The organism is Bizionia psychrotolerans, assembly GCF_001039595.1.
In genome coordinates this window covers 1-23,571 of the sequence record NZ_JNGS01000003.1, presented here as the reverse complement: position 1 = coordinate 23,571, position 23,571 = coordinate 1, and the positions used below count along the sequence as shown (strand labels likewise).

Sequence of the window (23,571 nt, the reverse complement as noted above, 5' to 3'; positions counted from 1 at the left end):
TTTAAATGAATTGATCTCCAAAATTATCTTTAACGCGTTGTAATGTTTCTTTTATGTCTTGTTCTTTAGACTTCGGAAAGATAAGTAAAACTTCATCTTTGTCAACTATTATATAATCGTTTAAACCATCAATTACAACGAGTTTCTTTCCTTTAGTCCGAATCATGTTTCCTGAAGCATCTTCAGTCAAAGTTTGCGCGTTAACAACCGCATTATTGTTGGAGCCTTTATCAAGCTTGTCATATAAACTGCCCCAAGTTCCTAGATCATTCCAGTCAAAAGTTGCTGGAAGAACGTACACATTTTTTGATGATTCCAAAATGGCATAATCCACTGAAATATTTTCGGCTTTACCATAATTTTCAGCTATAAATGACGACTCGTTTTCTGTATTGTATGTAGGTATTCCTTTTTGAAAAAGTCCAAATAAAGCTGACTGATTTGTTTTAAAAGCATCTATAACACTGGCTACGCTCCACATGAAAATCCCAGCATTCCACAAAAAATTTCCTTGTTCTATAAAAGATTTGGCAGTTTGGTAGTCTGGTTTTTCTCTAAATTGATTGACGGGTTTTATATTTGTTTCTGCCGATTTGGTGTATTCAATATAGCCATAGCCTGTATTTGGAAATGTTGGTTTGATGCCTAATGTCATTAAGGCATCATGTTCAGAACAAAAATCAAAAGCTTGCTGAACATTATTAGTAAATGCGGCTTCATCTTCAATCCAATGATCACTTGGCGCTACAATCATCAGAGCATCCGGATTTTCTTTTTGAATTTTTAAGGATGCATATAAAATACAAGGAGCCGTATTTCGCATTGCAGGTTCCAGAACTACTTGACGTTTAGTTACTTCGGGAAGTTGTTCAAAAACCAAGTCGTTATAGCGTTCATTGGTTAAAATGAAAATATTCTCTTTAGGGATAATTTGACTTAATCGGCTGAAGGTTTTTTGAATTAATGTATCACCAGTGCCTAACATATCATGAAATTGCTTCGGGAAATCTTGTGTGCTAACAGGCCAGAATCTTGAGCCTACGCCTCCTGCCATTAATATGGCGTAATAGTTTTTATTCATTTCGTTTCATTTAACCAATATCAATTTTATTGAGGGAATTCTGATAAGGTATTCATTAATCATATAATAATTCTACTTCTGCATTTGGGTTGAAAAGATACAATTTTCCTGTTTTAATTTCCATGCATTCAATACGTTTTACGCGTTTATTGCCTTTTTTGAAAATTTTCCCATTATAAAGTATAAAGGTTTGTCCAAAAGGAATTTCAAAAACGTACGTTTTATCATTTGGTGGATCAAACTGTTTTAATGCGAAAGCTAATTTTATGTCTGTATCACTGCTAGCTTTCGGGTTTTTAAAATGATTTGCCAAAAGTGGTAGTAAATCCATAGGAAAAACAGCTGGATTCAAAAATGGAAGCATCAGTTTTTGAAAGGTGTGCTTCCAAGCTTTTCCATGTGGTTTAATGCCTTTTCCGAAATTTTTATAAGCTTCAAAATGGGCTATTTCATGAATAAGAGTAATTAAAAAGCGATAAGAATTTAAATTGGAATTTATGGTTATTTCATGATTTCCATTTAGTAAACGTCTGTAATCACCATGCCGTGTTTTGCGTTCGGTTTTTATTTTCACTGTTAATTCATCATGATCCAACAACGCAATTATTTGCGAGATAGCAGCTTCAGGTATATAGGATTTAAGGGTGTTTTCCATAGTGCAAAATAACGTAATTCTTAATTGATTTTTGAATATTAAAAGCTGTTATTTTTTTAAATAATTATAAAGAAAATTCAATTAAAAAAAAGCCTATTTCAATTTTATGAAATAGGCTTTTCAGACAATCAAAAAAAAGCAATTATTCTTTACTCTGTTGACCTTTAATCGTCTTTTTATCAATATCAAAATCGTTGGTTTCAATATTGGTATTTCCAGTTGGATTCGTCGGGTTTGTTTGTCCCTTGGTTGGTTTAAATTTTCTTTTATCTGTTATAGTTCCCATAGTTTTAATTTTTTTTGATTCATTTTAATATAATGTTTTTCCTGCTGTTTTTTATTAAAACTATCTTAAAATCAGATTTTTAAATGTTAAAATTGTGTATAGTTAGATATCGATAAAAACCATTTTATACGAAGATTAGGAATTAAATAAGTTTACCTTTGTCGCTAACTTAAGAAGTGACCTCTTTATTTTATTGGATTATCACTTCACAAAAATTATATATGTCATTTAGCTCATTAGGTTTGTCTGACGCCCTTTTAAAAGCGGTCAGTAAGCAAGGTTATGAAACACCTTCTCCAATTCAACAAAAAGCAATCCCAGCAGTTCTTGAAGGACGTGATGTTTTAGCATCTGCACAAACAGGAACAGGTAAAACAGCAGGTTTTACACTACCGTTATTACAAATATTATCACAAAAAACAACTTCCAATCGAAGACCGATTCGTGCGCTAATTTTAACGCCAACGCGTGAGTTAGCTGCGCAAGTATATGAAAACGTAAAATCGTACAGTGAATTTACGGATTTACGATCATTGGTTATTTTTGGAGGCGTAAACCAGAAACCACAAGTAGCATCCCTTAATCGAGGTGTTGATATTTTGGTGGCAACACCAGGACGTTTGCTTGATTTACAGAATCAAGGTGTTATTTCACTAAAGCAGGTAGAAATTCTGGTTCTTGATGAAGCTGATAGAATGTTAGATATGGGTTTTTTACGCGACATAGAACGGATTATGGCCTTAATGCCACCTAAAAGACAAAATTTATTGTTTTCGGCCACGTTTTCTAAAGATATAAAAAAACTAGCCAACGGAATTTTAAGAAAGCCTGTTTTAGTAGAAGCAACTCCTGAAAATTCCACAGTTGATGCTATTACACAAAAAGTATATCGCGTTGCTAAAGGCAAGAAAACCGACTTAATTATCAAATTGATATTAGATGGTAATTGGAATCAGGTGCTTGTGTTTACACGAACAAAACATGGAGCAAACAAACTTTGCAAGAAAATGATAAGCAGCGGAATTACAGCAGCTGCTATTCATGGAAATAAAAGTCAAGGAGCAAGAACAAAGGCATTAGCAGGATTTAAATCGAGTAAAATAAGTGTTTTAGTGGCTACAGATATTGCTGCACGAGGATTAGATATTCCATTATTACCACATGTTATTAATTTTGAATTGCCGAATATTTCTGAAGATTATGTGCATCGAATAGGAAGAACAGGTAGAGCAGGAGCAAGTGGAGAAGCTATTTCGTTGGTAAGTGCTGATGAAACTACGTTTTTACGTGATATAGAAAAATTAGTTGGTGAGAAAATTCCCGTAACTATTATGGAAGGTTTTGAACCAGATCCAAATGCCTCTACACAACCAATTAAGCAAGGCCAAGGTAGAAATCAACAAAGAAGCCCTAAAAAACAGAAGTCTGGTTCTCCAAGGAATTCATCAGATAATTCGTCTAGAAAATCAAATAGATCCAACGATAATCGTTCAGCTAAAAAAAGACCTAATAGAAGAAGAGATTAAATATGAGTCCAGAATTAAGAGCAAAAATATTAAACGTTTGTAACACCAAAATAGCACAGAAAGGTGAGAATGTTGGTTTATCTTTCTATGCCTTTTTCGCAAATAAAAATGATAATCCTAAATTGTTAATGGAAGCTGCAACATGGTGGATAGAAGCCCATCAATTAGATCATTTTGAAAAAGCCGTTAAAATTAAAAATCTAGTTTCTTAAACATTATGGAACAGCAACCAAATAATCCATTACACGGTGTAAAACTAGAAGAAATTATTGTTGCTTTAGAAGCACATTATGGTTGGGAATATATGGGTTATACTATAAAAATTAAGTGTTTTACTGATAATCCTTCAGTCAAATCTAGTCTTAAATTTTTACGACGAACACCTTGGGCTCGGAGTAAAGTAGAAGCTATGTATTTAAACATGTTGAAAAATAAATAATGCGGCATATTTTCAATGCAACTATAGACTAATTAAACTCCCAACCAAAGGTAGACTGGAATACATAATCTGATACGGAAGCACCTTCAACAGGTTTACTGTCATAATTATAGGTTAAGCCTAATTTGATGAAGAAGTCTAACGGTAAATCATATTTTAAATTCAGATTATAATCTGCACGATAACGACCACCTTCTGTTAAACTTGGGTAGAAAGTTAGGTCTGTATTTAAACTAAAATCACTAAAATCGAACATATTTAATGTTAGGTTTCCATAGGCTTCCAAGGAATTACGGTTGGCATCAATTACATCATTATATTGTTCATTGTTCCATGCTAAACCAAAACCTCCTCCAAAAAATAATTTGTTGGAGTGCACAAAATATTTTCCTAAACCACCTTTGACGGTTGAACGTAATTTTAGTTTTTGCTCATCGTTGGATAAAAAACTCGCATCTGTAGAGTAAAAATAATCATTTTTCATAAAGTACTTAAAACCAATATTCGCATCAGTCCGATTGGTTTCCGGTACGCCATCTTGATTGCTTCGTACGGAATTATAACTTCCAGTTAAAAGCCATTTGTAGGCTGTGTAACTTAAATTACTATTAACAGAAAATTGACTTAAGTTGTTACTTTTTGTGATGTTGTATCCAACAGAAACGGAAGCAACAATTCGTGAAAGAAAATCACCTTTAACGGGTTTTATATAAACTATATCTGCAATTGGAATTATGATTTCAACGCCATTTTCAAAAATAGTTACGTTTCCTAAATCATCACCTTTAGTCTTAAAAGTACTATTAATTCGTCTTCCATCAGATAAAGTGAGCAAAAATGTTTGTTCACTACTCACACGAATAATATCTATCCATGTAATTTTAAAATCAGAATCGCTGTAGTCCGTTTTAACTGTTACTACGCCTCTATCCATCGATTTTATTTCTCCAATTATTTTATCATTATTTTTTAATACAATCGTGTCGTTCTGCGACCAGGATAGTTGAGATAATAAAGTGAGAAATAAAAATAGAGTAAAGGTTAAAAATGAGTTGAGCTTATATTTTTTCGTCATAATGAATCAGATAGTATTTCAAAAATAAAAAAATAGATTTTTTAAAACGAATTAGTCAATAATAGATTTATGTTTTTTTTAAATTTTTTTTAACCAAATACCTAAATAATAATAGAAATGGAAATCCATGAAATAGCAAATCAAACCAATCCATTGGCTCCATACCGGTAGCACCTCCAACAAGCCATTTTAGTTTGCCCCAAATATGTGGTTCTGGGAAAAATGGAGCAAGCCCAAGCGTTAGGCATAATAAAAGTAATAATTTCCAATCATTTAGAATTTTTGACATGGACAGATTTTATGAAATGATAGTTTTTACAAAGCTATGAACTTTGTTAATACCTTCATGTTTAAGATGTTTAATAAAAGCACTTCCTATTATCGCACCTTTGGCGTATTTAGTAGCTTGATTAAATGTTTCTGCAGTTGAAATACCAAAACCAATTATCTGCGGATTTTTTAAATGCATATCTTTAATACGTTTAAAATAGATCATTTGCTCATCACCAAATCCAGATTGACTACCTGTTACGCTAGCACTACTTACCATGTATATAAATCCGTTTGAAATGTCATCAATAAAACGAATACGTTTTTCAGATGTTTGTGGTGTAATTAAAAAGACATTGATGAGTCCGTGTTTTTCAAAAAGGACTTTGTAGTTGTCATTATAAACATCAACAGGTAAATCGGGAATTATTAATCCGTCAATACCTATTTCTTGACATTTTTTACAGAACGCTTCCACACCATATTGCAATATAGGATTAAAATAGCCCATGATTATTAATGGAATAGAAACGGTTTTGCGAATATCTTTCAAATGATTAAAAAGCGTTTCTGTTGTCATGCCATTTTTTAATGCTTGTTTAGAGCTTGCTTGAATAGTTGGGCCATCTGCAAGCGGATCACTAAATGGTAAGCCAATTTCTATCATATCCACACCACTTTTTTCAAGGTCTTGAATGATGGAAACGGTATCTTCTATTTGGGGAAATCCAGCAGTAAAATATATGGATAAAAGCTTTTTGTTAGTTTGCAATTTTTGATTAATTCTGTTCATTTCTTTGGTCTTTCGTTAACCTGAACTTGTTTCAGGGTCTTATTGTTTTCTTACAAATTAAAATATTCACTATATGTGCTTAAATCCTTATCACCACGACCCGATAAACTAACCACAACAATATCATTTGGTTGAAATGTTTTTTCTTTAAAAACAGCCAAGGCATGTGCGGTTTCAATGGCAGGAATAATACCTTCTAATTTGGATAATTCTATTCCAGCTTGCATGGCTTCATCATCTGTAATAGATATAAATTCAGCACGACCCGATTGATATAAATGCGCGTGCATTGGGCCAACACCAGGATAATCCAAGCCAGCTGAAATGGAATAAGGTTCTGTAATTTGTCCATCGTTAGTTTGCATCAGTAAAGTTTTGCTACCATGAATAATACCTATTTTTCCTAATGCAGACGTAGCTGCACTTTCACCTGAATTGACGCCTTTTCCAGCAGCTTCAACTGCAATAAGTTTAACAGACGTGTCTTCTAAAAAATGATAGTAAGCTCCTGCTGCATTGCTTCCACCACCAACACAAGCTATCACATAATCCGGATTTGGGTTACCTTCTTGTTCTTGTAATTGCCATTTTATTTCTTCTGAAACGATGGCTTGAAAACGGGCTACCATATCAGGATATGGATGTGGACCAACCACACTTCCAATTATATAATGTGTGTTCAAAGGATTATTAATCCAATCGCGAATGGCTTCATTTGTGGCATCTTTTAGTGTTTTACTACCAGATGTTGCAGGAACAACTTTGGCTCCAAGCATATTCATGCGTGCTACATTTGGTGCTTGTCTAGCCATGTCAATTTCACCCATGTATACTATACATTCCAAGCCCATTAAAGCACAAACAGTTGCTGTAGCAACACCATGTTGTCCAGCACCAGTTTCGGCAATAATGCGTTTTTTACCCAAACGTTGTGCCATAAGAATTTGACCAATGGTATTGTTGATTTTATGAGCACCTGTGTGATTTAAATCTTCGCGTTTTAAATAAATTTTTGTGTTGTATTTTTCTGAAAGGCGTTTGGCAAAATACAAAGGAGATGGTCTGCCTACATAATCTCTAAGCAACGCTTTAAATTCCTTTTGAAAATCAGGCTCGGCCATGACTTTTAAGTATTTTTGACGCAATTCTTCTACGTTTGGATAAAGCATTTCAGGAATGTATGCACCTCCAAATTCACCGTAATATCCTTTTTCGTTAATGTTGTATGTCATATTTTTAGTTCCTAAAATATCACTAGAAGTGACTTAATTTATTTTTAAATTCGTTTAACTTTTTAATCTCTTTTACGCCTGGTTCTGTTTCAAATGCGCTATTTAAATCTAATGCATAACAATATTTTGAAATGTCTTCCTTTAAGAAGTTCTTGATATTTTCTAATTGTTCCAGACCTATTCCGCCACTTAAAACAAAGGGTTTTTTTGAGGGATATTTTTTTAATATTTCCCAATTGAAAGCATATCCATTTCCACCTTGAAGTTTGCCTTTGGTATCAAATAAAAATTTGTCCACCTTGTTTTCAAACGGTTTTAATTGATTAAAATCGAAATTTTTGCCAACACTAAACACTTTCCAAATCTCAAAATCTTTAGTAGCATAGAGGGTTGCGAGTCCATTGAGATTTAAAACAAATTCTTTGGACTGATCACCATGAAGTTGCACAACATCTAAATTATAATTATTAGAAATGGTTATAATTTCTTCTGTTGAAGTATCTACAAATACACCCACTTTTTTAATGGATTGTGATAAATCTGGAATAATACCATCAAAATAACGCGCTGATTTCTTATAAAAGATAAAACCTAGATAATCGGGCTGCAACGTGGCAACTGATTCTATGTTTTCAGGAAATTTCATGCCGCAAACTTTCAATTTCATCTTATTCTATATTATTTTTTCATTTCTCAAAAATCACTCGAAGTGACGTGCTCTAAATTTTTAATAAAAGTTGTAGCACTTTTACCTGGATTATCTGTTTTCATGAAATTTTCGCCTATTAAAAAACCTTGAAAACCATATGGTTTTAATTGTTTGATGGCTTCAACAGTACTGATACCGCTTTCGGACACTTTTATGAAATTGTCAGGAATTAATTGACTTAAATTCTTACTGGTTTCTATTGAAACTTCAAAGGTTTTTAAATTCCGATTGTTGACACCAATCATATCCAAACTCGGCATGATGGATTTTTGCAACTCGGCTTCGTTGTGAACTTCTAAAAGAACTTCTAAACTTAAACTTTTGGCCAATTCAGAAAAAGCTTTAATTTCTTCTTTTGTTAAGATGGCAGCAATTAATAAAATAACATCAGCTCCATTAGCTTTGGCTTCTAAAATTTGATACGCATCAATTATAAATTCTTTGCGCAAAAGTGGGAGGTTACAACTGGCTCTTGCCAGTAATAAATCGTCCAAAGAACCACCAAAATATTTGCCATCTGTTAAAACAGACATACCGCAAACGCTTGCTTTTTCATAGCCTTGTGCCACATCAAATACATTTACATTATGATTGATAACCTGTTTGGAAGGTGATCGTCTTTTATGTTCGGCTATGATACCTGAATTACTTTTTTGTAAATTTTCGACTAAAGAAAACGTTTCACGTTCAAATATTATAGATTGCTCCAATTGTGCAATAGGAATAAGCTGTTTTCTTAAGGCAACTTCCTGACGTTTATCTGCAACTATTTTTTCTAAAATGTCCATTTTATAGTTTCTAAATTATTTACTTAAGGCTACTAATTTATCAAAACGCTTTTTAGCTGCACCACTTTTTAAAGATTCTTGGGCTAAAGCAAAACTTTGAGATATAGATGTATTTCTTACCGTTGAAATGGCTATTGCAGCATTGGCGCATACCACATTATTTTGAGCATTGGTGCCTTGTCCATTTAAAATATGCGTAAATATTTTAGCGGATGAAGCTATTGAATCTCCTCCATGAATGGCTTCTTGAGTTAGTGCCTCAACCCCAAAATCGGTTGGATTTAGCATTTTTTCAGATGCATTATTAATCACTTTTGCAGAACCTGTTAATGAAATTTCATCATAGCCATCCAGAGCATGTACAATGCTATAGTTTTTATCGGTATTTTGATATAGATAACTGTACAATCGCAAAAGTTCAAGACTAAAAACGCCAACCATTTGATTTTTTGGAAAGGCTGGATTTACCATAGGTCCTAACATATTAAAAAATGTTTTGACGCCCAATTCTCTACGAATAGGTGCAACATTTTTCATAGCAGGATGAAATAACGGTGCATGTAAAATACAAATGCCAGCATCATCTAAACAGGTTTTTAGAAACCCAATGTCATTACTAAATTTCACGCCTAAATGCTCCATGACGTTTGATGAACCACAAGCAGAGGACACACCATAATTGCCGTGTTTGGCTACGTTTACTCCAGCTCCTGCTGTTACAAACGATGCTAAAGTTGAAATATTAAAGGTGTCTTTTCCATCGCCTCCAGTTCCACATAAATCAATTGCATTATAACCTTTCAAATCTACCGGAATGCATAATTCTAATAAGGCATCACGAAAACCTTGAAGTTCCTCAAGGGTAATATTCCGCATCATATAAACTGTTAAAAAGGATGCAATCTGACTCTGATTGTAATTATCTTTTGAAATATTAACTAAAACATTTTTGGCTTCCTCGCTAGAAATATGCTCTTGATTAATAAGTCTGTTAAGTATGTTTTTCATCTTCTGGATACTATTTTTTCATATTTTAAAATACACTACAAATACTATTCGTCAGTTCGAGTGATCTCGATTTTCATCGAGATTTTATCGAGAACCTCAAAAACCACTCCTTCCATTCGGCAGGCAGGAGAAGTGACATCTTCTCGATATTAATTTTAATTTCTATTTATTAAAGGATTATGTCTTCAGCCAATTTGCCAACATTTGCTTACCATTAGGCGTTAAAACAGATTCTGGATGAAACTGAACACCACGAACATCAAATATTTTATGACGTAGTGACATAATTTGTCCGTTTTCATCATAAGATGTGGCCTCCAAAACATCTGGTAAATTTTCCTGAACAACCCAAGAATGGTAACGACCAACTTCTATGTTTTTTCCTAACCCGTTGAAAAGTGCTTCATCATCAACTGAAACAGTAATTTGAGTAGCAACACCATGAAACACGGTTTCCAAATTTGTTAACGTACCACCAAAAACTTCGCCAATGGCTTGTTGACCCAAGCAAACACCTAAAATACTTTTTGTGGATGCATATTTTTTAATAATGGCTTTAAGTAATCCAGCTTCGTCTGGAATTCCAGGACCAGGAGATAATACAATTTTATCAAAAGGCTCAACGTCGTCCAAATTGAGTTGATCATTCCGTTTTACAGTTACTTGGCAATCTAAATCTTCTAAATAATGTACCAAATTATAGGTAAAACTATCATAATTATCAATAACTAATATACGTGTGTTGTTTTCCATTTTCTAGATTTCCGTTGCTAATTCTATGGCTTTTGTTAAAGCGCCTAATTTATTATAAACTTCTTGCAATTCGTTTTCTGGATTGGATTTAGAAACCAAACCAGCACCAGCTTGCCAATGTAATTCGTGATTTTTACTCAAAAATGTTCGAATCATAATGGCATGGTTAAAATTACCTTGAAAATCCATAAATCCGATAGCTCCTCCATAAAAATCACGACTTGTGGTTTCATATTTTTCAATGAGTTGCATGGCTTTATGTTTTGGTGCTCCACTTAATGTTCCAGCTGGAAACGTGTCAGCAACCATTTGCATGGTTGTGGTCTCTGTATGTTTTTTACCAGTAACTTTACTTACTAAATGAATAACATGAGAGAAAAATTGAATTTCTCTATAGGTTTCAACTTTTACTTGACTTCCATGACGGCTTAAATCGTTCCTCGCCAAATCAACTAACATCACATGTTCTGCATTTTCTTTATCATCTTCAGCTAATTGTTTTGCCAACATCGCATCTTTCTCGTCATTACCAGTTCGTTTAAATGTTCCAGCAATTGGATGTATTTCTGCTTTATCATCTTGAACGATTAATTGAGCTTCTGGAGAACTTCCGAAAATTTTAAAATCGCCATAATCAAAATAGAATAAGTATGGTGATGGATTAATACTTCGCAATGCGCGATAGACATTAAAATCATCACCTTTGAATTTCTGTGAGAATTTTTTAGATAAAACTAACTGAAAAACATCTCCTCGTGCACAATGTTGTTTGGCAAGTTCAACATGTTCTTTATATGCGGCATCCGTTAAATTGGATGTGGTTTCACTTGATGTTGAAAAATTAAATGCTGAAAAATTTCTGGAAGTTATGAGTTGTAATATTTCATCAATATTAGTTTCCGTATTAAAACAATGCGCAAAAATATAGGCTTCATTTTTATGGTGATTTATGGCAATTATATTCTGATAAACTGCATAAAAAATATCAGGAATATCTTGATGACCTTCTTTTTTAGATATTGAAATATCTTCAAAATACCGAACCGCATCATAAGCCATATAACCAAAAATACCGTTATTAATGAATTTAAAATCGGTGTCCGAATGAATTTTAAAACGCTTGGTGAATTTGTGAATACTTTCTACTACATTTTCCTTTTTGGAAATCTTATGTATCAGGCTGCTACCATCTGGAAAGTTTTGAGTTATTTCTTCATTTTTAACCGAAATAGAAGCAATGGGATTGCAGCAGATGTATGAAAACGTATTATCATTCGCATGATAATCGCTACTTTCTAACAAAATGCTATTTGGAAATTTATCTCGAATTTTAAGATAAACACTTACAGGCGTAATGGTATCTGCAAGAATTTTTTTGTAATGGGTATAGAGACTAAATGTTTTCATAGATTTTGGCAATAAAAAAAAGGCTTGTCGTGAATGACAAGCCTTTTTTAGTATGTTTATTTAAAATATACGTATTGGGTTAGTTCACGAATTTTGAGTTTCGATTGTTCCACCACCACGTATGATTTAAAATTAAGTTCATATTATCTTTAATTGAATGTCAAATATAAAATGAAAATTTTACTAACCAAAAGATATTGCATAAAAATGGTTTAAAAGATAGTCTACTCGTTTAAATGTTTGTTAAACCTTAAATCAATTAAAAACAAATATGTATTTTTAACCTTATGAAATATGTGATTTGTTTTTTGGTCCTTTTCATTTGGAACTGTCAAGATGTTTCTAAATCGAATCAAGTTGAAGTATCGAATCTGAATTCCGGAAGTTTTGCAGATAGTCTTCAGGTTTATGATTTTGAAGGTTTGAAACCATTTTTGCATCAGGAAAATGAAATTGTTTACGTTGTTAATTTTTGGGCAACTTGGTGCGCACCATGTATCAAGGAATTACCTGCTTTCGAGAAAATAGGAGAAAATTTTAAATCGAAAAATGTTAAAGTTATATTGGTGAGTTTGGATTTTCCGAGACAATATGAAACCAAACTGAAGCCTTTTATTAAAGAGCATAAATTACAATCTGAAATTTTAGTTTTAAATGATGTGGATGCTAATAGTTGGATTCCGCAAGTGAGCCGAAATTGGAGTGGTGCTATTCCGGCAACACTTATTTATAGTAAAAACAAAAGGGCGTTTTACGAACAAACGTTTACGTATAACGAAATAGAAACAGAACTTTATAAATTTTTAAATTAACAATAAAATGAAAACACTCAAAACAACATGTATACTTTTAGCGGTTATATCCTTTTTTGCTTTTACAGTAAAAACTGAAGACTCTGGATATAAAGTAGGAGATATGGCAACCGATTTTAGCCTAGAAAACATTGATGGAAACATGGTGTCCCTTAAAGATTATACGGACGCAAAAGGGTTTATTGTAATTTTCACCTGTAATACCTGTCCATATGCTGTGGCATATGAAGATCGCATCATCGCATTAGACAAAAAGTATGCCCAAAAAGGCTATCCTGTAATAGCTATTATGCCTAATAATACAGATGTGAAACCTGAAGATAATATGGAAGCCATGAAAGCTAGAGCGAAGTCAAAAGGTTTTACATTTCCGTATTTAATAGATAAAGGGCAACAAATATATCCACAATATGGTGCAACAAAAACGCCTCATGTATATATTTTACAGAAAACAGAACAAGGTAACCAAGTGAAATATATAGGTGCTATCGACGATAATTACCAGGATGCTAAAGCCGTGAATCAAAAATACGCGGAAGATGCTGTTGATGCTTTACTTGCCGGAAAAGCCATAAAGGAAACTCAAACGCGTGCAATTGGATGTAGCATAAAAGTTTAAAAACAATTAAAATTCAAATTTTTAAAATCCGATACGTAACTGTTCGGATTTTTTTTCGTCTATTAATGAAATAGTAGTAATTTTGAATAAATTTAATAAAAATGGCAGATTTAAATCAAGCTGATTGGAGCAATCAATTACAAAATGATGACCAGGCAATTATTGTGGATGTCCGAAGTGATGAAGAGGTTGCTGAAGGTATGATTCCGAATGCACTGCAAATGGATATCTATCAGACGCAGGAATTTATTAGTCAAATTCAGGAATTGGACAAAACTAAAAATTACTATGTATATTGTAGGTCTGGTGGTCGTAGTGCGCAGGCTTGCGCCATTATGAATCAATTGGGTATTGAAAACGCCTATAATTTAATGGGTGGTTTTAGCGATTGGACAGGTAAGGTAATCCAACCATAAATTTAAAATTATGAAAAATATTTTCGGTTTTAGTCTTTTGTTTATTTTGCTAACCTTTAGTAGTTGTCAAGAATCATCAAAAAATAATGACATCATTCAAGTTGTAACTGCTGAAGAAATGCAGGCACTTTTAGACTTGGATGACGTGCAACTTATAGATGTGAGAACTCCTGAAGAATATGCCGAAGGCTACATTGATAATTTTCAGAATATCGATTTCTTATCGGCAACATTTGAGGAAGATATTTTAAAATTAGATAAAAATAAACCGGTTATTTTATATTGCAGGTCTGGTGGTAGAAGTGCTAAATGTGCTAAAAAAATGTTGGAAGCTGGTTTTGTGAAAATTTATGATTTACAAGGTGGTATTTCCAAATGGGAACACGATGGTCACGAAATTGTTATGACCAATTAATTTACGATTCATAAATTTAGAAATTTCTTAAATTTTCCTATATCTAACCGTCAAGGTGCTTTGCAGTTAATTTCTTCTCAAATTATATCAATTCTTAAAATAATTAAATAATAGTTACATTAATTTTTTTTTATATTCACACAACTATTAACCCTAGTGGAGTAAGGAAATGCCTCTAAAATTTACATTACTTTTAGCGTTACTGTTTTTATATCCGAAGTTAGAAATCTATGCTTCTGACCTGGATGATTCTACTATTATTTACAAAAATGAACATTACAGCATTCAGCAGATTTTAAGTAAGTATTTGCAAATAAATTCAATAAGTGGCAACGAGTTTGAAGCTGGAGAATTTCTTAAAAACCTATGTAAAGAAAATGGGTTGTTTATTACTCAAATGGGTAATGAAAATGGTAATTATAACTTTTCAGCTTCCATTCGTCCTTTAGAAAAAGATCTTTTAAATATTGTGTTGTTAAACCATATAGATGTTGTACCTCCTGGCGATTTAGATAAATGGGAATTCCCACCTTTTTCTGGAGCAATTACGGATTCTGAAGTTTGGGGACGTGGTGCTTTTGATAACAAAGGCATGGCCATCATGCAATTATTTAGTGTTATTGAAATTGCAAATCGGTTTAAGAATAAACCTATAAAATATAATGTGACATTTTTAGCGGTGTCCTGCGAAGAAACACAATGTGAAGGTGGAATAGGATATGTTATTGAAAATTATCTTGATATTATAAATCCAGCCGTTGTTATTGGAGAAGGTCCACCTGCATTAAAAGGACTTATTACAAACAAGCCAGATTTATCTATTTTTGGTGTTTCAGTGACACAAAAAAGAGCACTTTGGTTGCGGTTAAACCTAGAAATAAAAACGAATGGCCATAGTTCAGTAACGCCTTTAACTTATGCCAACAAAGAAATGGTTACAGCGCTTAATAATCTGTTGGATAAAAAACCAAAAATTTCATATAACAAACTAACTATTAGTCTTTTAAAAAGTTTTGGAGATCTCAATGAAGGTTTTACAGGATTTGCCTTAAAGCATCCCAAGTTTTTCAAACCGCTTATTACAGCTAAACTTCGGAAGGAGCCCGTTTTAAGAGCACTTTTTACGAATACGATTACGTTAACCAGTTTAAGCGATGGTAACACTAAATTTAATGTGATTCCTGATGACGTTTCGGCTATTTTGGATTGCAGACTATTGCCAAATGAATCCACTGAAAATTTCATATCATATTTAAAAAAGTCCTTGGACAATGACTTAATTGAAATTGAAATTATTAAAGAAACGCTGTATTCAGACCCATCTTCTGAAAATACCATATTTTACAAAAACCTGAAAGGTGCCATTCAGCAAAATTATCCGTATTCTAAAATAGCTTCGGTAATACTTCCTAATGCTAATGATGCTCCAGCTTTTAGAGCACATGGAATTCCTGCTTATTCTACCGTACCCATAAAATTAGAAAAAAAATACCTAGAATCTGTTCATACCTATAATGAGCGCATACCTAAAGATGTTCTTCAAAAAGGGCACGCAACTTACACGCGATTTTTAGAGCTTTGTTTGGAGTAAAATGAAAGCTCAAAACCTTTAATCCCTTTTCTTGAATATGTATAGAATTAGAATTGGTAAAAGGCTTATTTTGAGTCCATTACTTTTTCGGCCATTTCCAAGCATGCCAAACAATTAAAGCGGTAATAATACTCTCTAAAATAGCTAGAAACATATAAAATAGATACCATTCGTTTGTTGAGTTTATGGCTATAAATACCATCATGATTGTAAACAGAATGCCAAATAAAATGTTTAGAATTCTGTTTAGTTTTGGTTTTAGCAGTAGTGATGCTGCAACCATAATGGAAGGTATGGCTAGAATTATAGAGGCTAATAATAGACTGCTTGGCGTGTCTAAAATATTGTTGCCACTGATAAGACTATTCACTTTTTCTGGTGTGTATAATTCAAAATAATCACCATATAAATAGCAAAAGGTAACCGCAGCCCACAATCCAGCTAATTTTATTTTAATATTTACTATCGGATTTTCTAACATTTACAGTTTGTTTTTGTGGTTAATCAGCTTTGCATATTCTTCTAAATATAAAGACGCATAATTTCAGTAAATGGTTGCCTGGGAATCGAAAAATAAATTATTCTGTTTTAAATAAAGCAATTATCGTTTCGGAAAAGGTTTCTTGCCACTTTTTATAATCGTGTCCACCTTCAAATGCTTTAACTTCTGCAAACAAATTTAATTCTGCATATTTAGCTTTCAAAAAATCTGCATCATCCTTCAGGAAAAAGGGTTCTTCACTGCCATATTGTAAATACAAATTAGGATAGTTAACATTTTCTTGCCACAAGTTGGATTGCATGTCGCCTCCAAAAGTAGACAAGCAAATATAGGTTCCTATTGTATTCGGATAGGTATTTAATAAGCTCATGCCAAATCCAGCACCATTGGAAACGCCATAAAAATAACGATCCTCTTTAATTAATTTTTGCCTAAATGTGTTTTCAATAGTTGTGATTAATTCATCTTCAAAATAGACCATGTGATTATTAAATCGATTAACTAACATAGAGTCTTCTAGTCGTGTAGGTTTCCTATCTACATATTCAAAATTTCGAAATTGTAAGTGCACTTTTTGTCCATCGCCTGTTGTGGTACTTGTGCTATCTGCAATTTTGCTGTTTGAATGACTCACAATAAGCATAACAGGTTTTATAATGTGATGGTTTATCAATGAATCTAATAGCGTTTTATAAAAACTATTTTCAATTGTATTGTTCCCGTCTGTTGCATAAATAATGGGATATTTAAGGTTACTATCAAAATTTTTAGGCAAGTAAACATTGTGTTTTCTGAATTCGGATAAGCTTGAACTAAAAATAGAATCTGTATAATATTTCGATTCTGATTGTTTCGATTCGGGTTCTTTCTTTTTCGATTCGCAAGAAAGGCAGGTTATGGTGAAAATGGCAAGAACACATAAGTTCAATATGTTTTTCATAATTAATTTTTTATTTTGATAACACAAGTTCAACATAAATTGGGAAATGATCTGATCCTATTTTTGATAAACGTTCTATTTTGTTTAAATGAAATTCTTCTGTTACAAAAATATGATCTAATGGCCAACGCATTAAGATATTCTCCGCATTGTAAGAGTTATAAAAACCTCTACCAACGCGAACATCATACAACAAATTTTCCGTATTGGTTAAATCATCAACATAGGACCAAACTACATCGTTTAAATCGCCAGCTACTATGGTTGGATACTTTCGTTTTTCAATAAGGCTACCTAATTTTTTCATGGCATTTTCGTCTTGACTTGCATTGTCAGGTAACTCCTCAAAATGCGTCGGTGGAACAGGATGAAGGCAATGCAGACTGATGGTTCTATTGTTTGTTAGCAAAATTGAGCTTTCAAAAGAAGGAACTTTTTCATTGTTCAAATAATTGATCTTTACGTTTTTTAAAGGAAACTTACTGAATAAAATCATGCCGTATGTAACTTCGTTTATTGCTTTCTGGTTATAAGGATAATCATCTTTTAAAACTTTTAATTGTTTATTCCACCAAGTATCTGTTTCCATTGCCAAAACTAAATCAGGTTTTTTGGTTTCAATAAGATTAATTAAAAGGTCTGCATTTTTATTGGACATTTTCACATTAGCTATTAAAAGGCTGAGTTGGTTTTTTGGACTAGTTATTTCTTTGGCTGTAGGCACTTGTTCTGGCACCAAAGGTGTATAATTAATTATAAAAGAGCCATTTATTAATAAACCAAATAGCAATCCTATGATAGCCAAAATTTTATACCAAGGTCGGTTTTTTAAGGTGAATGAAAGCCACAGAAAACATATAAATGATAAGATAAAAAGTTGAATGCGTGGAAAGTCCAACATTTTCAGATAACGGATTTCTGCATTTCTGAACACCGAAAGCATAGAACAAATAGCAACAACAATTGCAATGAGGTATAATGTGAATTTTATTATTTTTTTTAATTTCATCATCTTCTTAAAGATACTGTAGAAAAGAATACGACCTATTGTTTTTTTAATTTTTAAACTATGAGAATCAATTAGTCATCTGTATAATTTCCGTAAGCCCAATTAATAGTCGGTTTTATCCATTCTTCTAAAGGTTTAAATAAAAAACCATGACCCATTCCAGTCTGCAATTCTATTTCTTTAAAATGTTCTATTTTACAAGTTGAGGTTTTAATTCGCTCTAAAGCCGAAACGCCAAAAGGATCTGATTTTTCGAAAATGTTAAGAATGTTACCACAGTAGTTGATGTCTGGAATATTCTGAATATCGGAGTCTTGAAAACTGGCTATAAAAACAAAATTTAATTCTGAATTATTAGCTAAAGTAGAAACGTATTGCGCAATATAACCACCTTTTGATGTGCCAACAACTGTTATGTTTTTAGCTTCGATTCCGCGTTTTAACAAGCTATCAATTTGCCTTACAATAGTTATGGCATAATCTCGTGCATTAACATTTCCTTGCCGTTTTTCACTAATAACGTGGAGTCCACTTTTCTTGAATTCGGAAATTATTTCTTCGTATTCTGTGCGTCCAAAATCGGGATGTTCGTCTTGTAAGCTGTGCTCTTCTAAAAAACGGTTGTGGAGAAAAAATAAAAATCGGTCATTATTGTTTCCCTGACCGCAAGCAAAAAGTGACATGTAAAGGAGTCCGATAATGATGCTATTTATTTTCATGGATTTCTGTGTTTTTAGTTTTGCTTTACCGCTAATTTATTCTTGTCACGTTTCATTTTAGTGTCTTCCAAAAAACCTTCTAACCATTACGTTCAATAGTTCAGTTTTTTATTTACAAACATGTGGACGTAATTTTTGGTGTGTAAAAAGGTACTACAATTTCCGGAAAAAAATAATTTATGTGTTTTATTGCACTAAAGTAAATAGGAATCACGTCAATATGTTCAGAGCATAAATTGTTTATTTGTTATTTGACATAAATTATGACCTTTTTTACCTGTTTATTTTTTGGATTTATTGTTGCTATTTCTGGTAGCATTGTTCCCAGTTTTTTAAACATGACAGTTGTTAAGTTTAGTTTAAAAAGCGGGAGGAAAGCCGCATACTATTTAATTGGTGGTTATGCAACGGTTTTGTTTTTTCAAGCGAATATTGGCGCTTACTTATCCAGCGTTTTGATGGAGAATTCAGAGTACATTACTACCATTCAAAAAGTAGGAACAGGAATTCTATTGCTGTTATCCATTAATTTTTTCAGACTTCATATCACTAAAAAAAACCAAGAAAAGAAGGTGGAAATTGAAAAGTCGCGAGCGTATTTACACGGCATCGTTATGTCCTCATTAAACATGGTTGCCATTCCATTTTACTTTACATCCATATCGTTATTAATCGGGTTAGACTATTTTGAGTATTCGTTGCTCAATAGTTTCTATTTTTCCATTGGCTCCACGGTTGGTTCATTTATTTTGTATTCCGTTTATGCCACTATTGCTGATAAAATTGAACACAAACTGACTTTTATTGCGACTAAAATGAATTTTATTTTAGGATGTATAACAGCTATTGTTGGGATTGGGAATGTTGTTTATTTGCTCTGATTTAGGAATCCTAAATTGATTTTTGCTAGTGTTTAAAGCAACCTATTATACTATCAGGCTAAAGCAGATTTTCGTAAGTAGACTGCCTATGGAATTAATTCTAGCTTTTGCAATGCTTATTTTTTCTATATCACAAACTTTCAATTCCTAGAATTAGATTCTACTTCATTTTGATAGTTATAATTATACATGCCGTGCGACAAATATGAATACCAATTCCAGAATTTTAATGGGTTTCGTTTGAAAGTTCTATGAATTTCCAATTCTTTATATTCAGGATTTTTTTCTTTAAATGAAGAAAATTGTCTTTCCATCATGCCAATATCGCGTCCTTTTGCTGGCATAGCTGTAAATACAAATTCGGTATTTTCTGTTTGATATAGATAGGTTCTAAACAAACCATCCGTTAAGATATTTATATAAACAGATAGAAAATTACTTAATATAACTGTCCCGATTATAATTAATGATATTTTTAATTTTTTTCTTTTCATCAAATTAAGTAAACCACTTTTTGTATATTTTGTTGCTTGTTTTTACCACGGCACTTTGTTGGCAGTAGTTTTTAACTTATTCATTTCCCATGGTTTCATTAAACATTCCTGATTCTTCAAAACTATTAACTATCGCATCATAGCTTTTTTTAGAGTAAATTCGAATTGAGTTTTCAATTGAGTTAGTGTTTTTGTTTGTTGTCCAAATTGAATTGTAAGGTTTATTCTCATACAAAGTTATATAGTAACTTGAGCAAACAGCCATAAGATTTATAGATAGTGAGTTACACCTTTCTTTAATACTTTTGAAAGATTGAAGTAATAATTCCCAATGAATAACCTCTACAAAATAGATATCCGTTTTTCGTGAAATTCCATATTTGCCTCCATGGGCAAGAAAATGGATTATAATATCTGACCCTTGTTCTTTTATCAAATCAAAAATTAACCCAATATCATTTGGTGATTTACAGAGATGATAACTAGAATTTTCTATTTTTTTTAAATTTTCAATTGCCGAATTGATAATAGGATCTTTTCTTTCATCTTTAGATAGATAATCAATTATATATTTCTTTGATTGAAGTTGTTCAGGTGTCATAATTATGGGGAATTAGTTTTCATCATTATAGTCTTTGAATAAAACTCTGCCAACTTCAGAATCCATAAACTTCTTCGGATCTTTTAAAACTTCTTTTAAAATTTTATCTTGCTGTAATTTGTTAGGTTTTTTTAGTTTATTTATTCCAATTACTCTATTTCCTAAAAAGCTGTTTAGAGGGAAGTAATCTAATAGTTGTGGACTATTTAGTACACCATTTATTGGATCTATTTTACAGCAGTTTATTCCTTTCAAGTCATGATTTCCTTTTAATACACTCCAAAACATAAAGCGGTTAAATTTTCCATAAATCATTAAGTTTTCTTCGTTTTCAGAACTAATTATTGTAGCATCAAAAGTTCTTGCTAAATAGTAATGAACACCTTTGATTCCTGTATCATTTTTTTCAAAGTCGCAGGTTAGAAATAAGTAATTTTTATCAAAATTTCTAGGATATATTTTTTTAGTCAAAAAATCTCTCCATTCCTTTTCTGCATTTTTTAATATCTCGAAATACCATTTATTTGAAAGTTCTCCTGTTTTAAAATTAAGTATTAATACTCTCCACATAAATGAAACTGCAAAATAGAAAAGTTCTTCTTTATAATTCAATTCAGTTTTGCCATTAATGTATGGATAGAATATTTTTTCCGAAAACCATTTTTCTTTTACAGAAAATTCTTGTTCAGCTTTTTCAGATAGAAGATGTAACTTAATAGCATCTTGAATTCTTTTGTTGGGTTCAATAAATTGTCTTAAATATTTTGAGCCACTTTTTTTGTGATATTTCACAGCGAATTTCGGAAATATATGGCTTTCCTTTAATTCGGTATCTATTTTGTATAATTCGCAAATACCTTTCAAATTATCTCGATTCTTTAATTACTGCCAACGTGTTCGTGTATGGTTTCGTTGCGTGTTTAGGTAACTAATTTAGCAAAAGAAAACGAGTCAGAGGAAAATCCGCAGGATTTTCCATTTATTCATTGTCCTAGCAATGAATTATACACGTTGTTGTGTACAGTATTTATTCTTTTCGTAATGCAACTATTTCTGATTGATTAGGAATTCTATACAATTTAATAAATTCAGTTGTTACCTCTTTTATTGGAATAGAAGCAGTTCTTATCCCATTATAGTAAATTGATACAAAGTATGTAGAATCAATTTGTTCAATCATTTTTTTTTCTCCTTCTTTTACCTTAAATAATTCTAGCCGTTTCTTGTCCCAAAGTTCTTTGTTAAAAATAAATTCCTCTTCTCGTTCGTTTTTGCTAATTACAAAAATCATTTTTTCAATATCCTCTTTATTCAAAGTTGTGATTGTAGGTTCAAGTCGAAAAAAATCACATTCAAAGACTGTATCTTTATCATTTGATTTTCCATCAATGTATAATTTTATATGATTTTCGTTAACGATTTTATATTCAGAAGCTTTTTCATTGCTAGGATTTAATAAATGTCCATTACTCATTAAAAAGGGTGTTACTTTTTTTTTTCAGTGAAAAATCAGTAAACATTTTAACACGATCATTTTCAATTTCTAATAATTGAAATCCTGGATAATTTTTCTTTCCATTACAAGAATCAATTTGTTTTAGTAACCATTTCCCATTAAGTTCTTGTCCAGTTACAGAATTTAAAATCATAGCTAAAAAGATTAAGGATAACGTTTTTCTCATATTGTACACAACGTGTTCGTGTATGGTTAGTTGCGTGGTTAAGCAACTAATTTAGTAAACAAATACGAACTCGAGAAAATTCCGAAGGAATTTTCCAAATAATCACTTGCCAAAGCAATTAATTATACACGTTGTTGTGCTTTCGTTATTTATTTTCTAATTCTAATTCTATGATTTCGACTATCTTTTTTAAATGGTTTTTTAGTCTTGGATAATGGATAGAGGCCAAATTACTATTTGTACCAGTATAAGTTATAAGGTTATTTTCAAATTCCTCTTTGCTGAGTATATGAATATTACTACTGAGAATATTTGTTGATTTTGGGATTCCTAATTTGTCAGTTCCCTCACTTTTGTTTGCTATTGTTCTAAAAGAACCATTCCTTTTTAAATATTTTTGGCAATCCTCGTAATCTTGTTTTACATTTTTTTCTTGACCTTGAACTTTTAAAACAAGAGGCTCTAAAGCAATTAGATATTTACGAAGGCTATCATTAAGTACATATTTTAAATCACCGGAAGATTTAAGCTCTGAAAGTGCACTATTTTCATATCTAAAATTGTTTGTGTATCTAAATACTTTACTAAAAGCCTTTGATAGGTAATTTTCTGTAATGGTATCTTTGGTTCCATCGATTAATTTAAAAATTTTAGTTTGCCATTGATTGAGGGTATTGGCAAAATTTATGGCTTTGTTAACTTCAATTAAATTGTTATGCGCTTCTGATTTGAGAAGAATTAAGTATTTCTCTTGATTACCCTGTATTTTACGTTGTTCATTCCAATTATTAATCTGAAGCGCAATCAAAATTCCAATAACTACAAGTATTATTTCTCCAATAGCATACTTAAAATACTTTCCAGTTTT

31 protein-coding genes are annotated in these 23,571 nt (G+C 32.0%); 9 read left to right on the top strand and 22 right to left on the bottom strand.

The annotated features are described in order from the left end of the window. Position 1 precedes the first annotated feature (1 nt). The 3 genes from GK51_RS00415 to GK51_RS02510 all read right to left on the bottom strand — a co-directional run bounded on the left by GK51_RS00415 (position 2) and on the right by GK51_RS02510 (position 2,022). Positions 2-1,081, bottom strand: a complete 1,080-nt coding sequence (locus GK51_RS00415; protein WP_048330929.1) for a mannose-1-phosphate guanylyltransferase — start codon at positions 1,079-1,081, stop codon at positions 2-4. A 55-nt stretch (positions 1,082-1,136) separates the two neighbouring features. Beyond that, positions 1,137-1,736, bottom strand: a complete 600-nt coding sequence (locus GK51_RS00410; protein WP_048330926.1) for a SprT-like domain-containing protein — start codon at positions 1,734-1,736, stop codon at positions 1,137-1,139. Between the two features lie 142 nt (positions 1,737-1,878). Continuing rightward, positions 1,879-2,022 (bottom strand): hypothetical protein, encoded by a 144-nt coding sequence (locus GK51_RS02510; RefSeq protein WP_197072700.1) that lies wholly within the window; start codon positions 2,020-2,022, stop codon positions 1,879-1,881. A gap of 221 nt (positions 2,023-2,243) precedes the next feature. Between GK51_RS02510 and GK51_RS00405 the strand changes: the two genes are divergently transcribed. From GK51_RS00405 to GK51_RS00395, 3 genes are read left to right on the top strand one after another with little or no spacing between them, the layout of a single operon-like run. Next, positions 2,244-3,548, top strand: coding sequence for a DEAD/DEAH box helicase (locus tag GK51_RS00405; RefSeq protein WP_048330923.1), 1,305 nt, complete (start codon positions 2,244-2,246; stop codon positions 3,546-3,548). Positions 3,549-3,550: 2 nt separating this feature from the next. Continuing rightward, positions 3,551-3,760 carry a DUF6500 family protein gene (locus GK51_RS00400; RefSeq protein WP_048330921.1) on the top strand — a complete coding sequence of 70 codons (210 nt, stop codon included), beginning with the start codon at positions 3,551-3,553 and terminating at the stop codon, positions 3,758-3,760. Positions 3,761-3,765: 5 nt separating this feature from the next. Then, a complete protein-coding gene (locus GK51_RS00395) occupies positions 3,766-3,987 on the top strand; it encodes a VF530 family protein (RefSeq protein WP_048330919.1) in 222 nt (73 codons plus the stop codon). Positions 3,988-4,015: 28 nt separating this feature from the next. On the opposite strand, the gene GK51_RS00390 is transcribed toward GK51_RS00395, so the two are convergent. From GK51_RS00390 to GK51_RS00350, 9 genes are all read right to left on the bottom strand, one after another. Beyond that, entirely contained in the window at positions 4,016-5,062 is a 1,047-nt protein-coding gene (locus GK51_RS00390) for a DUF481 domain-containing protein (RefSeq protein WP_048330918.1), read from the bottom strand. A 67-nt stretch (positions 5,063-5,129) separates the two neighbouring features. Continuing rightward, a complete protein-coding gene (locus GK51_RS00385) occupies positions 5,130-5,351 on the bottom strand; it encodes a hypothetical protein (RefSeq protein ID WP_048330917.1) in 222 nt (73 codons plus the stop codon). A 9-nt stretch (positions 5,352-5,360) separates the two neighbouring features. Continuing rightward, entirely contained in the window at positions 5,361-6,125 is a 765-nt protein-coding gene (trpA, locus tag GK51_RS00380; RefSeq protein ID WP_048330915.1) for a tryptophan synthase subunit alpha, read from the bottom strand. A gap of 50 nt (positions 6,126-6,175) precedes the next feature. Beyond that, positions 6,176-7,357, bottom strand: a complete 1,182-nt coding sequence (gene trpB, locus GK51_RS00375) for a tryptophan synthase subunit beta (protein ID WP_048330913.1) — start codon at positions 7,355-7,357, stop codon at positions 6,176-6,178. Positions 7,358-7,379: 22 nt separating this feature from the next. Next, a complete protein-coding gene (locus GK51_RS00370) occupies positions 7,380-8,024 on the bottom strand; it encodes a phosphoribosylanthranilate isomerase (RefSeq protein ID WP_048330911.1) in 645 nt (214 codons plus the stop codon). A gap of 26 nt (positions 8,025-8,050) precedes the next feature. After that, positions 8,051-8,854 (bottom strand): indole-3-glycerol phosphate synthase TrpC, encoded by an 804-nt coding sequence (gene trpC, locus GK51_RS00365; RefSeq protein ID WP_048330909.1) that lies wholly within the window; start codon positions 8,852-8,854, stop codon positions 8,051-8,053. A gap of 15 nt (positions 8,855-8,869) precedes the next feature. Next, entirely contained in the window at positions 8,870-9,862 is a 993-nt protein-coding gene (gene trpD, locus GK51_RS00360; RefSeq protein WP_048330907.1) for an anthranilate phosphoribosyltransferase, read from the bottom strand. 177 nt (positions 9,863-10,039) lie between these two features. Then, on the bottom strand, positions 10,040-10,615 hold the full coding sequence (locus GK51_RS00355; RefSeq protein WP_048330905.1) for an anthranilate synthase component II: 576 nt from the start codon (positions 10,613-10,615) through the stop codon (positions 10,040-10,042). 3 nt (positions 10,616-10,618) lie between these two features. After that, complete coding sequence (locus tag GK51_RS00350; RefSeq protein WP_048330903.1) at positions 10,619-12,022, bottom strand: anthranilate synthase component I family protein; 1,404 nt, start codon at positions 12,020-12,022, stop codon at positions 10,619-10,621. A gap of 287 nt (positions 12,023-12,309) precedes the next feature. On the opposite strand from GK51_RS00350, the gene GK51_RS00345 reads away from it, so the two are divergent. The 5 genes from GK51_RS00345 to GK51_RS00325 all read left to right on the top strand — a co-directional run bounded on the left by GK51_RS00345 (position 12,310) and on the right by GK51_RS00325 (position 15,875). Continuing rightward, positions 12,310-12,834: a TlpA disulfide reductase family protein gene (locus GK51_RS00345; RefSeq protein WP_048330901.1), complete on the top strand. Its 525-nt coding sequence runs from the start codon at positions 12,310-12,312 to the stop codon at positions 12,832-12,834. A gap of 7 nt (positions 12,835-12,841) precedes the next feature. Continuing rightward, positions 12,842-13,453 carry a thioredoxin family protein gene (locus GK51_RS00340; RefSeq protein ID WP_048330900.1) on the top strand — a complete coding sequence of 204 codons (612 nt, stop codon included), beginning with the start codon at positions 12,842-12,844 and terminating at the stop codon, positions 13,451-13,453. Positions 13,454-13,554: 101 nt separating this feature from the next. Continuing rightward, the gene (locus GK51_RS00335; protein ID WP_048330898.1) at positions 13,555-13,869 is read left to right on the top strand and encodes a rhodanese-like domain-containing protein; all 315 of its coding nucleotides are present in this window, start codon (positions 13,555-13,557) and stop codon (positions 13,867-13,869) included. Between the two features lie 10 nt (positions 13,870-13,879). Next, positions 13,880-14,284, top strand: a complete 405-nt coding sequence (locus tag GK51_RS00330; protein WP_048330896.1) for a rhodanese-like domain-containing protein — start codon at positions 13,880-13,882, stop codon at positions 14,282-14,284. 169 nt (positions 14,285-14,453) lie between these two features. After that, positions 14,454-15,875, top strand: a complete 1,422-nt coding sequence (locus tag GK51_RS00325) for a M20/M25/M40 family metallo-hydrolase (protein WP_053069183.1) — start codon at positions 14,454-14,456, stop codon at positions 15,873-15,875. 79 nt (positions 15,876-15,954) lie between these two features. Here the strand turns inward: GK51_RS00325 and GK51_RS00320 are convergent, their stop codons facing one another. The 4 genes from GK51_RS00320 to GK51_RS00305 all read right to left on the bottom strand — a co-directional run bounded on the left by GK51_RS00320 (position 15,955) and on the right by GK51_RS00305 (position 19,045). Continuing rightward, complete coding sequence (locus tag GK51_RS00320) at positions 15,955-16,356, bottom strand: DUF6326 family protein (protein ID WP_048330894.1); 402 nt, start codon at positions 16,354-16,356, stop codon at positions 15,955-15,957. Between the two features lie 97 nt (positions 16,357-16,453). Next, on the bottom strand, positions 16,454-17,317 hold the full coding sequence (locus GK51_RS00315; RefSeq protein WP_048330953.1) for an alpha/beta hydrolase: 864 nt from the start codon (positions 17,315-17,317) through the stop codon (positions 16,454-16,456). A 10-nt stretch (positions 17,318-17,327) separates the two neighbouring features. Next, a complete protein-coding gene (locus tag GK51_RS00310; protein WP_048330892.1) occupies positions 17,328-18,329 on the bottom strand; it encodes an endonuclease/exonuclease/phosphatase family protein in 1,002 nt (333 codons plus the stop codon). A gap of 68 nt (positions 18,330-18,397) precedes the next feature. After that, a complete protein-coding gene (locus tag GK51_RS00305) occupies positions 18,398-19,045 on the bottom strand; it encodes a hypothetical protein (RefSeq protein WP_048330889.1) in 648 nt (215 codons plus the stop codon). A gap of 263 nt (positions 19,046-19,308) precedes the next feature. Here GK51_RS00305 and GK51_RS00300 point away from each other — a divergent pair, with 263 nt between their 5' ends. Continuing rightward, positions 19,309-19,926, top strand: coding sequence for a LysE family translocator (locus GK51_RS00300; RefSeq protein ID WP_048330887.1), 618 nt, complete (start codon positions 19,309-19,311; stop codon positions 19,924-19,926). A gap of 140 nt (positions 19,927-20,066) precedes the next feature. On the opposite strand, the gene GK51_RS00295 is transcribed toward GK51_RS00300, so the two are convergent. The 6 genes from GK51_RS00295 to GK51_RS02505 form a co-directional block, all read right to left on the bottom strand. Continuing rightward, positions 20,067-20,420, bottom strand: a complete 354-nt coding sequence (locus GK51_RS00295) for a hypothetical protein (RefSeq protein WP_048330885.1) — start codon at positions 20,418-20,420, stop codon at positions 20,067-20,069. 76 nt (positions 20,421-20,496) lie between these two features. After that, the gene (locus tag GK51_RS00290) at positions 20,497-21,021 is read right to left on the bottom strand and encodes a hypothetical protein (RefSeq protein ID WP_048330883.1); all 525 of its coding nucleotides are present in this window, start codon (positions 21,019-21,021) and stop codon (positions 20,497-20,499) included. 12 nt (positions 21,022-21,033) lie between these two features. Continuing rightward, positions 21,034-21,885 (bottom strand): hypothetical protein, encoded by an 852-nt coding sequence (locus tag GK51_RS02395; RefSeq protein ID WP_053069182.1) that lies wholly within the window; start codon positions 21,883-21,885, stop codon positions 21,034-21,036. A 163-nt stretch (positions 21,886-22,048) separates the two neighbouring features. Further along, a complete protein-coding gene (locus GK51_RS00280; RefSeq protein ID WP_048330882.1) occupies positions 22,049-22,495 on the bottom strand; it encodes a hypothetical protein in 447 nt (148 codons plus the stop codon). Continuing rightward, positions 22,488-22,703: a hypothetical protein gene (locus GK51_RS00275; RefSeq protein WP_048330880.1), complete on the bottom strand. Its 216-nt coding sequence runs from the start codon at positions 22,701-22,703 to the stop codon at positions 22,488-22,490. Before GK51_RS00275 ends, GK51_RS00280 begins: the two co-directional genes overlap by 8 nt. 145 nt (positions 22,704-22,848) lie before the next feature. Then, positions 22,849-23,571: DUF6090 family protein (locus tag GK51_RS02505; RefSeq protein ID WP_048330879.1), on the bottom strand; the 723-nt coding region annotated here is incomplete at its 5' end.